Origin of the sequence: Nitrosomonas sp. Is37 (genome assembly GCF_033063275.1) — a bacterium.
Taxonomy (GTDB): Bacteria; Pseudomonadota; Gammaproteobacteria; order Burkholderiales; family Nitrosomonadaceae; genus Nitrosomonas.
This window is the reverse complement of the sequence record NZ_JAWJYP010000007.1, coordinates 65168-79969: the sequence shown is the minus strand read 5'-3', so window position 1 is coordinate 79969 and position 14802 is coordinate 65168. Positions and strand designations below refer to the sequence as shown.

The 14802-nt window shown below is 50.1% G+C and carries 11 protein-coding genes; all 11 read right to left on the bottom strand.

The window, feature by feature from the left end; translation table 11 throughout:
- Nucleotides 1-10: 10 nt before the first annotated feature.
- A complete protein-coding gene (locus R2Q26_RS04975) occupies nucleotides 11-580 on the bottom strand; it encodes a YSC84-related protein (protein ID WP_317535258.1) in 570 nt (189 codons plus the stop codon).
- Between the two features lie 43 nt (nucleotides 581-623).
- The gene (locus tag R2Q26_RS04970; protein WP_317535257.1) at nucleotides 624-830 is read right to left on the bottom strand and encodes a hypothetical protein; all 207 of its coding nucleotides are present in this window, start codon (nucleotides 828-830) and stop codon (nucleotides 624-626) included.
- A 465-nt stretch (nucleotides 831-1295) separates the two neighbouring features.
- Complete coding sequence (locus R2Q26_RS04965; RefSeq protein WP_317535256.1) at nucleotides 1296-2099, bottom strand: hypothetical protein; 804 nt, start codon at nucleotides 2097-2099, stop codon at nucleotides 1296-1298.
- Nucleotides 2100-2355: 256 nt separating this feature from the next.
- On the bottom strand, nucleotides 2356-3144 hold the full coding sequence (locus tag R2Q26_RS04960; RefSeq protein WP_317535255.1) for a hypothetical protein: 789 nt from the start codon (nucleotides 3142-3144) through the stop codon (nucleotides 2356-2358).
- A gap of 122 nt (nucleotides 3145-3266) precedes the next feature.
- Entirely contained in the window at nucleotides 3267-3497 is a 231-nt protein-coding gene (locus tag R2Q26_RS04955; protein WP_317535254.1) for a hypothetical protein, read from the bottom strand.
- A gap of 250 nt (nucleotides 3498-3747) precedes the next feature.
- A complete protein-coding gene (locus R2Q26_RS04950; protein ID WP_317535253.1) occupies nucleotides 3748-4773 on the bottom strand; it encodes a hypothetical protein in 1026 nt (341 codons plus the stop codon).
- A gap of 229 nt (nucleotides 4774-5002) precedes the next feature.
- Nucleotides 5003-6658, bottom strand: coding sequence for a glucose-6-phosphate isomerase (gene pgi, locus R2Q26_RS04945; RefSeq protein ID WP_317535252.1), 1656 nt, complete (start codon nucleotides 6656-6658; stop codon nucleotides 5003-5005).
- A gap of 241 nt (nucleotides 6659-6899) precedes the next feature.
- A complete protein-coding gene (pgm, locus tag R2Q26_RS04940) occupies nucleotides 6900-8546 on the bottom strand; it encodes a phosphoglucomutase (alpha-D-glucose-1,6-bisphosphate-dependent) (RefSeq protein ID WP_317535251.1) in 1647 nt (548 codons plus the stop codon).
- Nucleotides 8547-8822: 276 nt separating this feature from the next.
- Nucleotides 8823-10283: an efflux transporter outer membrane subunit gene (locus tag R2Q26_RS04935; protein WP_317535250.1), complete on the bottom strand. Its 1461-nt coding sequence runs from the start codon at nucleotides 10281-10283 to the stop codon at nucleotides 8823-8825.
- A gap of 1 nt (nucleotide 10284) precedes the next feature.
- Entirely contained in the window at nucleotides 10285-13509 is a 3225-nt protein-coding gene (locus tag R2Q26_RS04930) for a multidrug efflux RND transporter permease subunit (RefSeq protein WP_317535249.1), read from the bottom strand.
- 12 nt (nucleotides 13510-13521) lie between these two features.
- Entirely contained in the window at nucleotides 13522-14703 is a 1182-nt protein-coding gene (locus R2Q26_RS04925; RefSeq protein WP_317535248.1) for an efflux RND transporter periplasmic adaptor subunit, read from the bottom strand.
- Between the last annotated feature and the right edge of the window lie 99 nt (nucleotides 14704-14802).

The window sequence follows — 14802 nt, the reverse complement described above, 5'->3', positions numbered from 1 at the left end:
TGTAATCCGGTTATGGAGTAATCCTGGTAATCTTTGATCCCTGCAAACCCAAGCCAGCCATTAAACCCTGCTGTCCATATATAAATGCATAGACATCATCCTTGAGCGTCGTAGTCGTTAATGTTCTGGCCACCCCAGCATCCACAACGACGACACTCGGGCCTAAGCCGACTTCAAATCCAGCACTGTTTTCGAGATAATTAAGCGCCTCATCGTTCATGAAAAACATTGCATAACTAAACGACTGTATTCCTGCTTGCAAACCGTACGAGGCAGCAACAATGTTATAGTAACCAGCTGTCCTGCTTCCTTTACGCATAGCGCCTTTCCCATACTGACCCCCTGCGATAAATCCTGCCTTGAGAATGTTTGGAAACACCAGAATACCTTTCGCACGTGCCGCTAAATCTCTAGCCTCAGGCGTCGTTTGAAAAAGCTGCGCCAAAGCAATATCGACTTCACGATCGATTTCAGCCGCAGCCGCTGGATTAACTTGCTTGCTGCCAGGAGATTCACAACCGATTAGCATCGATGCTGAAACTGTGATCAAAATTAAGCAAATCGTTAATTTGGTTCTCATAGTGATTCTCCTATCGGTTTTGATTTGGTTTTCATACTGACTCCTATGATTTACGCATGCTGCGCTTAAGTTCAACTGCAGCCACAAGCTTGCAATCAAGATCAAATCCAAGAGTGCAGGCACGCTTTGCTTCGAAGTAAAATGCAGTATTGCGAATCATCGCTTCACAAGACTCAAGGCTGAAATTATCTCGCGAGGTAATGTCGTATTCGCTTTGGTGGTTAACAGGTGTACATGTCTTTTTAGCCATGTTTTTATCCTCCAATGTCTAAGATGAGGAACATGAAGCAAACGTGCCAAATCCATGCACTAAGCGCCATCGTTACTGACTGATTAGTCAGTATTCCTAACTCGATCTGCAAAAGATCCTGATATATAGAAAAAAACAAAAGCACTTTTTATTATGCATTGATATTTCAACAGACTACCGAAATACAATAATTAAAAGAATACGTATAGACACGTAGGAATTTTTTTGGATTCAAGCTATCCATGTAATATTTTTTAGAGATTGGTTGCATTTCTGCCTTCAGCCATAGAATGCATTTAGCTTGCAACTACGTGTTTTTAGAAAGAGGGGAATCTGCAAAGTCAGCTGCTGCCCACACAGATTATCTATTGATTTAATTGACCTTTATTTTCTAGTAATAAATAACGATAACGCCATCTGTAACCTGTAGCAGCATCCTTCAATTTATCTGGCACTTTTTGATTTTCAAATTTTTTCCATACTTTTTCTTAGCCCTACCAGTGCCCGATCCACGGAATCGACCCGAATCAGACCTAAACGGGGATATTCGATATCGAGGATCACATAGATAGTGCTCGCGATGATGGCGGCGAATACCACCATATGAGTCAAACTATGCCTCGCGGTGCCTGCTGTCGAATAGCCGGCCAATCCCGCGCTGATCAAAGCCAGGCTAAATAGCATCACGTAAATGATTGTCGGTGGGTGCATCTCTAACGCAACAACAGTGCGTTGCATAGCGATGTCGAACATTTCATTCAACGCCGTTAACAACAGATTGGTAGTTGGCACCGAGTCTGTTATTTCACAAGCTTTTACAGCTGCAGACCAAATTTCGCCTTGCAGCGCATTCGCACGTACCCAGGCTACTTCCGAAGCCTTCAGATCAGGTAATTTCTGATAAATTTCCAGACGGGCATCCAGGTATTGCCGGAATAAAGCGCGCAGTGACGGCTGCGTCTCGACTGACAATAAATCCAAGCGGAAATAAGCTGTCCCGATGGTATTTGCTTCAGTGATCACCATCTCTTTGCGGTAGTCAAATCGTGAAGTGGCCCCGGAGAAGGTGAAAGCAATGAGCAGTCCTAACAATCCAAAGATGGCACTGTCGAGCAGCCCTGAGGAAGTGCGTTCACTTTCCGACTCCGGCAACCACCGAACACCTATATACCGACCAACCCCAAAGGCAAGCAGCAGACCGATGAATAACCCTAGTGCAGAAAAACCAGAAACATGGGCAATATCAGTAGCAAAGTGAACGAAATTCATCTCTAATTTACCCTACGTAATTTAATTTCCAATTCCTACTCTCTATTAGAAAAAAAACTTTGCACGATATCATCCAGCCGTTGTAACAACAGCAAGGTTCCGTGGTTTACCCGTTATGGTCGTAAAAGATAAAACCGTTGGCCTAACATACCGTTGCACCCCATCGCGAGCCATACGACAGGGAACAAAGTGGAAAAATGCAGTAACGATCTGCTTTCAATTGCCGCTTGTCCTCAAGGTATGCAAGATGACCTTGTCAGGATTTCGGTTTGTCAACTAGCACTCTGGCAATTTTCCTCTGTTTGTTATAGATGAGCATGGCTGAAACATCCATTTGCTCAACGGCTGCAACCACGCCGACATCTGCTACAAAAAATCTGTACTGGGTATCATTAAGTGAGGCAGGGCCTATTTTTCCTTTGAAAGTCCACTTAACTAGAACGGCATCGAAGTTGCCTGCCGGTACCGTGACTTTATAGGCACCGACGTAGCGATAACCGATGTTCAGCGTACCCGTATAAGTTTGTTTGTCTGGATTGCTCAATTCGAAAACCTTCATTCCGACCTTTATGTTGCGCTCCTCACCTGGGGCCAGCCCTTGCAGCATTAAAGGTTCGGCAGGCGAATACTTCGTAATGACACCTTCCTCGTTATCTGTAACACCAGTCACAACGTAATCCCCATCAGCCTTCGCAACGATAGAAAAAATGAATCTGGCTCCCGTGTCATATCGCCAGGCAGTCTCGTTAGCGCCCTGTTTCAGCAAGGTAGGTTGATGGTGCTCGATTTTACCTGTATCCGGCCCGCTCACGAGGCGATAGTTTCGAGCACCAGTGCTCATATTCAGATACCGGCTGGTATCAGCAAGCGCCGGTACAGGAATAGCTTGTCCGACAACCCCCTTTCCCAGATACTTCTCAATCGCAAGACGATCTTCCTCCGCCAAAGGAATGGGCGAGTGATTCTCCGAGGATTGAACGAAATTTCCCAGAAGCACAAGAATCATAAATACAAATAGAGATGGCCACCGTATAGTTGTCTTCATTGATTTAACCCCCTGGTTTATACAACAAAGATTCCTGATGAATGATTCAATACTTCGCTCCGCTGCCTTACACCGACTTCAACTCGCAGACACTTATTCAGGTTTCCCTAAACCAATTAAATCTAGGTGGAGGGTGTTGATCCTTCCTCGTTGAGAAGCGCCCGCTCAGTAATCACTTTATAGAGATGCACTCCCTGTGCATACACGTGCTGGTATTCCAGATGCCGTTCCACGAGAGGTCTAATCTCTTCAGCTCGCTCAGCCAATTGTTGCAGAAAATCGATATCCCTCTGTGATAATAGCGCTCCGCGGTCAACTCTTTCCTTGATTTCAAGGGCTCTTGGAAGCGTCATTTTCGTGAATCTCTCTAAAAGTGCCATCGCGACGCCAAGGTCTTTCTCATTATCGGTCATGTTCTCCTCCTAATAATGGATTTAAAAAGATCACTCTGGTAGTCCTAGCTGGAATAACCGTTGTGCCTGAATCATATGAGGCTTTGTCCCAGCCAGTACCCTCAAACGAGAGGTACAACACACCTCTTCCATTTTTTACAGTGGCAATGCACACCCTTATGATCAACTGTCATAGCACGCAGCGCCATGCTTACAGGTAGCGCTGCGCTTCTCGCCAGACACTCGCTGGTTCGGGTATATCCGTTCGTGCAATATGTCCCAACAGTACGATCCTCCGTTCCCCCGTTCCTGAAAAAATCTCAGTTAAAACAATTTCCTTTGACGGTACCGTTGATGAATCTTCAATCTTGATTCCCATGGAATCAAGGCGCAGCCGGATCTCACGAGATGCAAGCCAGGTTGCAGGATGACTCAAAGTATCGATCACGCTTGCAAGACTCTCTTCCAGACCAAGATTATCGGTATGAAACTGTCCAAGTTCCCTCTCGATTACCTCAATCTCCGCTTCCAAGGCAGCCAAGTCAGGATGCTGCTGCTCATGATCTGTCAGCATCGGATCGAGTCCCCAATTTCCTGCCTTCATGGTATTGAGCTTTTGTTGCAGGAGATACCATTGACGATCTAACTCCCTCCGTTTGCTCCGTTCGCCCGCGATACGCTCCAGAGCCTTTTCGATCAGGAAATCGAAGGCGCGTTTCTTAAGTTCTCGGCGGGTATCCAGCTCAGTGCTAGTGGGTCCAAGGTAACGATGATTGGAAAAATTAACGGTGACTTGCATCACCTCCCGGCGCAGGGTTTCACCAACAAGTTCTACCCCGAATACTTTACGCTCCTCCATCACCATACTCAGCAGACCGAAAATCTGCTCGGGAAGAGGTCCGTTCAAATCCGTCAGATAATCGCGTACAGTCTTGAAGTTGCCGAAAACTTCGCGCAGGTGGTCGGTCGAAACGAAGAACGCGCGTAAACACGAATCCTGGCCAAATGCTCGCGGACTGATTTCTATCGGCGCAGGCAAGGCATCAACAGTAGAAATTACATGATCGATGGTTAGTTCAACGGGTTGATGAAGCCGTTTCCGATATTGCCCGATGGCACGGATACGTCGATCCGTCCCATCTACTGTGCGCTCGATGGCTTTCTCGATCAAATCTTCAGGCAAACCTTTCTTCTGCTCGGATGTACCTGTGAAAAGCGAACTCAGAAAACGCAACATACGTCGCCTGATTATAAAATTGTTGCTGTTTATAGGAAGATTAAACGCCCATTTTTAATAAGTCCTGCTATTCAAATAGATTATTAGAATATGTAAGCTAAAAAAATACGTGCTAACACGTAAGAATAAAAATGTTTCTTCGCTGGGTGAAATACGTTATTCGATTTGTAAATATATTCATGTTATCTAGCGCGGCCTGGATCAAATATTCTAGCTTTTGCGATTGAGCTCATGAGGAGATCTCTTTGAAGTGTCGATAGCGACGAATCAGTTGATTGGTTGAGCTGTCATGCCCGAGTGCAGGTTCTACCTTACTTTCAAGCTCCGGGATGATGCGCTGAGCCAGTACTTTGCCCAGTTCCACTCCCCACTGGTCGAATGGATTGATTCCCCAAATCGCGCCCTGGGTAAAAACTGAGTGTTCGTAGAGAGCGACAAGCTTGCCAAGCGCCTCCGGTGTGAGTCGCTGGGCAAGAATGGTATTGGACGGACGATTGCCCTCAAAGATCCGGTGTGGCACAAGCCAATCGGGTGTGCCTTCGGCCTGCACTTGTTCAATGGTCTTGCCGAAAGCCAAGGCTTCTGATTGGGCAAAGACGTTCGACAGCAGCATATCGTGATGCCGTCCAAGCGGGTTAAGTGTTTCAATGAAGGCGATGAAATCACAAGGAATAAGGCTGGTTCCTTGATGAAGCAATTGGTAAAACGAATGTTGACCGTTGGTTCCCGGTTCGCCCCAATAGATTGGGCTCGTGTTATAGGTGACCCGGGATCCATTGAGCGTAATCTGCTTGCCGTTGCTTTCCATCACCAATTGCTGCAGATAGGCAGGAAACCGCTTCAAGTACTGCTCATAGGGCAACACGGCAACAGCCTGGGAACCGAAGAAATCGGTGTACCACAATGTGAGCAAGCCCAGCAGTACTGGCAGGTTATTTTCAAACGGAGCCGTTCGAAAATGCTCGTCCATCTGATGAAAACCATTCAGCATGGCCCGGAAGCTAGCCGGTCCGATGGCCAGCATGGTGGAAAGACCGATTGCTGAGGTCATGGAGTAACGTCCACCAACCCAGTCCCAAAACCCGAACATCTGCGCAGTATCGATGCCGAATTTGGCCACTTCCGCAGTGTTCGTCGAGACGGCGACAAAATGTTTGGCGATCGACTTGGTGTCCCCACCGAAAGCGGCGAGCAGCCACTCTCGAGCCGTATGTGCGTTCGTCATCGTCTCAAGCGTCGTAAAAGTCTTGGAAGAAACAATGAAAAGCGTTTCCGCTGGATCGAGATCGTGGACTGCTTCCACAAAATCAGTGCCGTCGATATTCGATACGAAACGGAATGTCATAGCCCGCTCGCTGTAATACTTCAATGCCTCATAGGCCATTACCGGTCCCAGGTCTGAGCCGCCGATACCAATGTTGACGACGTTACGAATACGTTTGCCAGTGTGTCCCTTCCAAACACCGCTCCGCACGCGATCGGAAAAATCAGCCATCTTGTCGAGTACGGCATGCACTTGGGGAACCACGTTCTCACCGTCCACCACGATGGAAGCCTCCTTCAGAGCGCGCAGGGCGACGTGCAATACAGCGCGGCTCTCAGTGATGTTGATCTTTTCACCGCTGAACATGGCGTCGATACGGGGACGAAGTCCACTTTCTTCGGCCAGCTGCATGAGTAACTTGAGTGTTTCGTCAGTGACGAGATTCTTCGAGTAATCAAGGAAAAGACCCACCGCCTCAGCCGTCATGTGCTCGCCACGCTGGGGATCATCTGCAAAGAGCGTTCGTAAATGGAGGTGGCGAACTTGTTCATAATGAGCTGTTAGAGCTTTCCATGCATTACGTTCGGGGAGGGGTGGAATATTTCCTGTCATATTTGTCATAATGAGAATCTCCTCTAATTTACTTTCTGTATAACGACGCAAATCAAAATGATCGCGTCTATTCGCTCATCCAGGATACGACGGACTCCTTTTGTTCCTTCTTCCAAGAGTTTGGTAGTTCAAGCATCAAATTCACGGGGTGGACAAGCGGTAGAAACACTCGTGCCATTACGCAGTTTTGCTCATCCGTTCTTTGGTAGACTTTGCAGGATGTTCAGCCTGAATGCTCTGCATCAAAGAATTACAATGCGGTACTGACTGCATCGCTCACGATCTGCTGAGCCTCGTTCACAATTGCGTTGAGATGATCTTCACTCTTAAAGCTCTCTGCGTAGATTTTGTAAATGTTCTCAGTGCCGGAAGGACGAGCTGCGAACCAACCATTGTCGGTCACAACCTTGAGACCACCGATGGAAGCGTTATTACCAGGCGCCCTGGTCAACTTCATCCGGATGAGATCGCCCGCAAGTTCTGGGGCTGTAACCGCTTCTGGTGATAGTTTTGCAAGCTTCACCTTCTGCTCGGGTGTCGCAGGCGCGTCGATCCGCGTGTAATGCAGTGTGCCAAATTCAGACTGCAGCTCCTGGTAATGCTCGCCCGGGTCCTTGCTCGTGCGGGCAGTGATCTCAGCTGCAAGCAAATCCATGATCAGACCATCCTTGTCCGTAGTCCACACCGTTCCGTCCTTCCGCAGAAAGCTGGCTCCGGCACTTTCTTCGCCAGCGAAACAGAGCGATCCATTGAGCAAGCCGGGAACAAACCACTTGAAGCCTACCGGCGTCTCGCACAGCTGGTAACCCAGCTTATTGACCACTCGATCAATCATGCTGCTACTGACCAGAGTTTTGCCAACAACCACCTTGTCAGACCATTTTCTATGAGTCAGCAAGTAGCGAATCGCTACCGCCAGGTAGTGGTTGGGATTCATCAATCCTGTAGACGGAACGACCACACCATGTCGATCGGCGTCAGGGTCGTTGGCAAAGGCGATGCGATACTGATCTTTCAGGTCCAGAAGTCGGGCCATGGCATACGGACTGGAAGGATCCATCCGGATCTTACCGTCATGATCGACTGTCATGAATGAGAATGCTGGATCAATCGTCGGGTTAACAACGGTAATGTCCAGCTGATAGACAGCGTTAATGGGCTCCCAATAGGGTTCAGCAGCGCCGCCGAGCGGATCGACGGCCAACTTTAAGCCAGCCGCACGGATAGCGTCCATATCGACAACATTGCGCAGATCTTCGACATAAGGCATCACGAAGTCATCCTGATGCGTCGTAGTTGCTTTGATAGCAGAGGCAAAGGGTAACCGCTTGACACCGATATTCCCTTGGCGCAATAGCTCGTTGGCTCTCTGCTCGACCCATTTTGTTACATCGACGTCAGCAGGGCCACCATGAGGTGGGTTGTACTTGAAACCGCCATCCTCAGGTGGATTATGCGAAGGCGTGATGACAATACCGTCAGCGAGTTGCTCCTTACGCTCCCGGTTATAAACGAGGATCGCCCGCGAGATAACTGGGGTGGGCGTAACACCGTCGTCTTTCTGGATGATCGTTGTTATGCCGTTGGCTGCCAGTACCTCCAGCGCGGTACGTTGAGCTGGTCCTGACAAGGCGTGCGTATCTTTGCCCATGTAGAGCGGGCCGTTGATACCCTGACCTTGCCGATAGTCACAAATAGCCTGGGTAATCGCCAGAATGTGTGCTTCAGTGAATGATCCGTGCAGTGGTGAACCTCGATGCCCACTAGTACCGAAACTGACTAACTGGGTAATGTCTGTCAGGTCAGGTCGGCGCTCGTAATACTCCCTTTCAAGTCTCGTCACATCGACGAGTATCTCTTTTGAGGCCTGCTTGCCTGCATCGGGGGAAATCGCCATGACTCGTCTCCTTTAATGATATTCCGTCTAAAAAACTGTGCACAAATTATCTTTTATATGCCTATAACATATTTTGCAATCGTAAGGTAACTGGAAAATTTACAATGTATAAAGAAAAGTAAACGCCCTTTTCCATCAGAAATTTAATCGCATAGTATTAAAATTAATTGTCATATATGTTAATAAATCCAAATTCCATGATTTATTTGGCATAAGATTATTGAATATCCTCCCATTTTTAAAATTTCTATAACGTAATGTTATTAAAACCATCACCTATGGGGCTAGTAAATTTCCTTCTTTCACCGATTGCTCTCCCTTTAGCTGGGGTTCCGGAGCGAGCTGCTCAGCCTCATCGACCCAGCCACCGCCTGTCGCCTTGTAAACGTTTACGAGCTCAGTGTAACGATCAGCCTTCGAGCGTACTGCGGCAAGCTCTACATCGAAGAGCAGGTTCTCTGCGAAGAGTACCTCGAGATAACTCGCGTAACCATTGTCAAATTTGGCCCGAGAGAGGCGAGCATATTCCTTAAGCGCCATGACGCGTTTCGCCTGAGCTTCGGCTTCCTCACGTTTCTTCACTGCTCCAATGAGTGCGTCATTCACCTCGCGAAAAGCATTTAGAATTGTCGCCTGATAAAAAGCAATCGCTTCGCGCTGGACTGCTTCGGCGGTTCTCACCTGCCCCGTGATGGCACCAAAAGTAAAGATCGGTCCTGCCAGCCCGGCAGCGACTGACCAGGTACTGGCTGGTCCTGTGAGGAAGTTGCCGAATGCGGTACTTGCCGAGCCAAGAAGACCCGTGAGCGTGATGGTAGGGAAGTATAACGACCTTGCCACTCCAATATTTGCGTTGGTAGCCACGAGATTCTGTTCCGCCTCCTGAATATCGGGTCGACGCTCAAGCAGCGTTGAAGGCAGATCTGGAGGAACTACCGGAGCAATGAGTTCATCGATGGTGTTGCCACGCGGGATAGAGTCGGGGTTACGGCCGAGTAGGATCGAGATAAGATTTTCCTGTGCAACGATCTGCTGCTCGATACCCGGAATTGTGGCAAGTGCGAGCTGGTATTGCGATTGTATTTGGGAGAACTCCACCTGTGACACAACACCCCATTGGTAGCGGAGTTCAAAAATTCTCATTGTCTCTGCGTAGTTCGCTGCACTGGCGCGCGCTATCTCAAGCTGGCGATCAAGCGCGCGCAAGCCGATGTAACTTGCCGCAACACTTGTCACGACTGAAAGGATAACACCCCTGCGGCCTTGCTCGCTCGCTAGTACCTGCCCCCGGGCTGCCTCACTCTGGCGTCGAATGCGTCCGAACAGATCGATCTGCCATGACGCATTAAGAGCCGCCCGATAAAGCGAAAAGAAAGGGTCGCGACCTGGCGGAAGGACGGCTAACTTTTCCGTAGCGCGGTTTTGGCTAATGCTCGCGTTATAGCCGGTCTGTGGAAAGAATTGTGCACGGGTAGTATTCAACGCACCGATGAACTGATCTACCCGAGCAGCTGCAGCCTGGATATCGCGGTTTTCACTCAACGCCGTTTCGATAAGCGCGTTAAGTGCGGGATCGCCAAACTGGGTCCACCATCCGAAATTTGTAACTTCCGCTGCTTTCGGATAGTCAACCCGCCATTTCTCTGGCGTCTCAATTGCCGGGCGTCGATAGTCAGGGCCCACCGCGCATGCACTCAGTAAGGTAACTATGAACAAGGGAAGAATGACGTTGCGCATATTACTTATCCTCCCGTTTTGCTAGCAATCCCTCTTCGGAAACAGGAGCACGAACCGGAGCAGACACAGTCTCAGGTGTACTCTCACTCTCGTCATCATGCCCACCGCTTGCCGCTTTCTTGCTGGCAAACTTTGCGCTGAGGGATTCCAGCAACCAGAAGAACAGCGGCACAAAGAAAATTGCAATTAGGGTAGAAGCGAGCATTCCGCCGATCACACCGGTACCGATCGCGCGCAGGCTGTTTGCGCCGGGTCCGGTCGCAATTGCGAGCGGCACACAGCCGAGAATAAATGCAAATGATGTCATTACAATCGCACGCAACCTAAGCCCGGCCGCTTCAATAGCGGCCTCTCGTGGTGGCATACCATGACGGACACGCTCGATGGCAAACTCGCAGATCAGAATTGCATTTTTTGCAGACAAGCCGACTAGCGTCACCAGGCCAACCTGGAAATAAACGTCATTTTCCAGCCCGAGAACCCAGGTCAGCAGCAACGCACCCAGCACCGCGAAGGGAACGGTAAGTACCACGGCGATGGGAAGCGTCCACTTCTCAAACTGTGCGGCGAGAAGCAAAAACACCACAATCAAGCCAAAGATGAAAGCCGATGAGGAAGTTCCGCCTGCACCTTTCTCCTCCAGTGCTTGCCCTGCCCAGGAATAAGCAAAGTCACCGGGCAGCGTTTCGTGCGCCACCTCCTCCATCACCCGGATCGCGTCACCCGAGCTGTAGCCTGGAGCCTGACTGCCAGTAATCTTCACTGCGGGGAAAGCATTAAAGCGCGTCATCAGCTTCGGCGAGACGACATAACGGATAGTGATTAACGCCGATAGCGGCACATTAGCGCCACTTGAGGAACGAACATAGACTTTGCTGAAATCCTCCGGTTTCACACGGTAATCCGCATCCGCCTGGATAATGACAAACCACACACGGCTGAACAACGAGAATTGACCTGCCACCTGGGAGCCGAAGTAGGCCTGCATCGTGCTGAAGACATCTGCCACGTGTACGCCCAGCACTTCGGCCTTGTTACGGTCGAGATCGACGAAGAGCTGCTGGCTGTTGGCGCTGAACGTGGTGTTCACTGCCTGCAATTCTTTGCGTTCACGCGCTTTTGCAAGAAACACCTTGAGGGCAGCGTCCGTCGCGCGCGGATCACCTGATCCGCGATTCTGAATGTAGAACTCGAAGCCTCCAGTTGTCCCCAAACCTGGGATAGAAGGTGGATTAACAGCGAAGGCCTTACCATCCTTGAGTGTGGCGAATTGAGCATTGAGCCGCTTCAATGTATCGAATGACAGCAGACTTGCATCCTTGCGTTCCTCAAAAGGTTTCAACAGACCAAACATGAGCACAGCGCTGTTGTTCTGCTGACTGTCAACGAAGCTGAAGCCGTTTATCGTGCCGACATCCTGCACTGCGGGATCCTTGAGCATAATTTGCTCCAATTCCTGGCTGAAGCGGCTTGTGACATTCAGACTCGCCGTATCGGAAACCTGGGCAAGCACAAAGAAATAACCCTGGTCCTCATCCGGCACAAAGCTGGCCGGCAGGATACGAAACATCACCAGAATACCGATCACCACAGCACCGAACATGATAAGTGAAACCGGCCATAGTTGTATGACGCGGGCAACCCTGCCCAGAAACCCACGCTGGAGAGACTCAAATGCATTTTCAAATACCTGAAAGAAACGGTTCTTCTTGCCATGATGCGCCTTGATAATGATTGCAGCCAACGCTGGTGACAAGGTCAGCGCCATGATGCCTGAGATCACCATCGAGATGGCAATGGTGATCGCGAATTGCTTGTACAGCAACCCGGTCATCCCACCGAGAAATGCAACTGGCAGAAAAACTGCAAGCAGCACCAGCACAATCGAGATCAGCGCCCCCGCAATTTCCGTCATTGCCTCCTTTGCGGCAGCCGATGGCGCGAGCCCTTTCTTGGTGATGTTTACCTCAACGTTCTCGACCACCACGATAGCATCATCCACCACCAGACCGATTGCCAGGATCATACCGAACATGGTGAGCATGTTGACCGAAAATCCGAACAGGTACATGCCGACAAAGGTACCCACGATGGACACGGGTACTGCCAGGATTGGAATCACAGTCGCCCGCAGCGATTGCAGGAAGACAAACACCACCAGCACCACCAGCACCACCGCTTCGAAGAAGGTATGCACGACCTTATCGATTGAGTAAAGGGTGAATTGACTGGTATCAAGCACGATCTTGTAATCCAGACCGGTGGGGAATTTCGCTTTCAGTTCCTCCATCTTCTTGCGCACGCCCTTCGCAGTTTCTACTGCGTTGGCACCCGGCTGCTGATAGACGCCGATAGTTGTCGCAGTCTTGCCGTTCATACGGCTCGGCATAGAATAATCCCGTTGGGAGAGTTCAACTCGCCCAATATCCTTGATGCGGACGATAGCTGCGCCCTCTTTCGCGGTACGCACGATGATGTTCTCAAATTCTTCAGGCTTGGTGAGTAATCCCTGCGCTGTCACGACATACTGCTGCTCCACAGCAGGTGGCACCGGTGGGGCGCCGAGCTGTCCAATGCCAAAGGTCTGGTTCTGGCTCTGGATCGCGTTACTTACCTCCTTCACCGTGATGCCGAGCTGAGCCATGCGGTCAGGACGCAACCACACGCGCATTGCAATGTCAGGCAGACCGAATGTCTTCGCGCGGTTCGCCCCGGGCACGCGTTTCAATTCATCGAGTACATAAAGGTTGGTGTAATTGGCAATGTAGGCGGCATCGTAGCGCTCATCCGGTGAATAAACCGATACCACCATCATGATACTAGGCGATTTCTTGTCTACCGTGATTCCCTGCTCGACCACCACCTGCGGCAGCTGGGGCATCGCCTGGCTCAGACGGTTCTGCACGTTGACCTGATTGATATCAGGATCGCTGCCCTGATTAAACACGACGACGATCTGGACGTTACCGCTCGAGGAACTGGTTGAATAGAAATAGAGCAGATTGTCCAGCCCATTCAACTGTGCCTCGATAGGCGCTGCCACATTGTTTGCGATCACCTCGGCAGTAGCGCCGGGGTAGCGTGCGTCGATCGTGACCTGCGGAGGCGCCATGTCAGGATACTGCTCGATCGGTGAGACAGACATCGATACCGCACCCGCGAGTACAATCAGAATCGAGATAACTGCCGAGAGAATCGGTCGATCGATAAAAAAATGGGTAAACATAAGATCACCCGCCTATTTCTGCACAGCCGTGGCTGGTTTAGCTGCTGCTTTATCATTATCCGCTGCTGACCCCATGATTTTGACTGGCTGACCGGGCACCACCTTGAGCATGCCTTCCACCACTATCCGATCGCCGGCTTGCAGTCCGGTCAGGATCACAATGTCTTTTTCACCCACGTAGTCACCCACCACTACCGGTCGCACCTCTGCTGTACCGTCCGGCTTAATCACGTACATGATATGACCGTTCGAACCCTGCTGCACCGAAAGCTGCGGGACCACAACTGCGTTCGGCCGCAGCCCGCCCTTCACGTATGCTGTCACGAACATGCCAGGACGGAGCTCTCTATCGGGGTTTGGCAGCACCGCACGCACCATGAATGAGCCGGTGTCCTGACTGAACGATGGATCGGCAAAGTTAATCCTCCCTCTTTCCGCAAACGGTTTTCCATCAGGAAGAACAAGCTCTACCTCGTAATCCTGACTCTTGGGCCGAATAATCAATCCTTTTTCGCTTTCCTCGCGTATACGTGCCATCTGGTTCTGTGAAACGCTGAACGTGACCCAGATTGGGTCAATCGCAGCGACATAGGTGAGGTTAGCGGTTTCTGCCATCGCATTCACAAACGTACCCTCACGCTGGAGTGAGCGGCTTGCAAGACCCGTCACGGGGGAGCGTATAATTGTATAGCCGAGATTCAGTTCAGCTTCCTTCACTTTCGCATTTGCTGCGAACACTGCCGCTCTCGCTGCGTCGAACTCTCCCTGTGCTCGATCCAGATCAGCCTGTGAAAGCGCGTTCTGTTCAGTGAGCGGTTTCACACGCTTGAGATTGGCATCCGCTGTTCTAAACCTCGCCTGCTGAGCTTGCAATACACCGCGAGCAGCTTCTAACTCAGCCTTGAATGGTTTTTGATCGAGCTGAAACAGCAGTTGCCCTTCTTTCACCAGCTCACCTTCCTGGTAAGCAATGCGGTCGAGAAAACCTGAAACGCGGGCGACGATATCAACTTGGCGCGAGCTTTCAGTCTGGGCAACGAAATTAGGCGTGTAGGGAATATTCCGAGGAGTGACGGTCATTACAGTTACTTCGGGCGCCGGACGCTGCTGTGGGGCAGACGTTTCCCTGGAGCAACCAGTTAGAATGGAGATAGTAGCGAAGACAAGGGTAACAGTGAGAACTTGTATGTACATAGATAAACTCCTATAAGCTCCTTGAAGTCGCCATGTGGCGCGGGGGCACTCAAAATAGTGAATGGAAAAAATACCTCCTTCATTAAATGCTAATGCATA

Bases quoted from the DNA above. Each gene is read 5' to 3' on its own strand.
- R2Q26_RS04975 (WP_317535258.1), bottom strand. From the start codon at position 580: ATGAGAACCAAATTAACGATTTGCTTAATTTTGATCACAGTTTCAGCA.
- R2Q26_RS04970 (WP_317535257.1), bottom strand. From the start codon at position 830: ATGGCTAAAAAGACATGTACACCTGTTAACCACCAAAGCGAATACGAC.
- R2Q26_RS04965 (WP_317535256.1), bottom strand. From the start codon at position 2,099: ATGAATTTCGTTCACTTTGCTACTGATATTGCCCATGTTTCTGGTTTT.
- R2Q26_RS04960 (WP_317535255.1), bottom strand. From the start codon at position 3,144: ATGAAGACAACTATACGGTGGCCATCTCTATTTGTATTTATGATTCTT.
- R2Q26_RS04955 (WP_317535254.1), bottom strand. From the start codon at position 3,497: ATGACGCTTCCAAGAGCCCTTGAAATCAAGGAAAGAGTTGACCGCGGA.
- R2Q26_RS04950 (WP_317535253.1), bottom strand. From the start codon at position 4,773: ATGTTGCGTTTTCTGAGTTCGCTTTTCACAGGTACATCCGAGCAGAAG.
- pgi (WP_317535252.1), bottom strand. From the start codon at position 6,658: ATGACAAATATGACAGGAAATATTCCACCCCTCCCCGAACGTAATGCA.
- pgm (WP_317535251.1), bottom strand. From the start codon at position 8,546: ATGGCGATTTCCCCCGATGCAGGCAAGCAGGCCTCAAAAGAGATACTC.
- R2Q26_RS04935 (WP_317535250.1), bottom strand. From the start codon at position 10,283: ATGCGCAACGTCATTCTTCCCTTGTTCATAGTTACCTTACTGAGTGCA.
- R2Q26_RS04930 (WP_317535249.1), bottom strand. From the start codon at position 13,509: ATGTTTACCCATTTTTTTATCGATCGACCGATTCTCTCGGCAGTTATC.
- R2Q26_RS04925 (WP_317535248.1), bottom strand. From the start codon at position 14,703: ATGTACATACAAGTTCTCACTGTTACCCTTGTCTTCGCTACTATCTCC.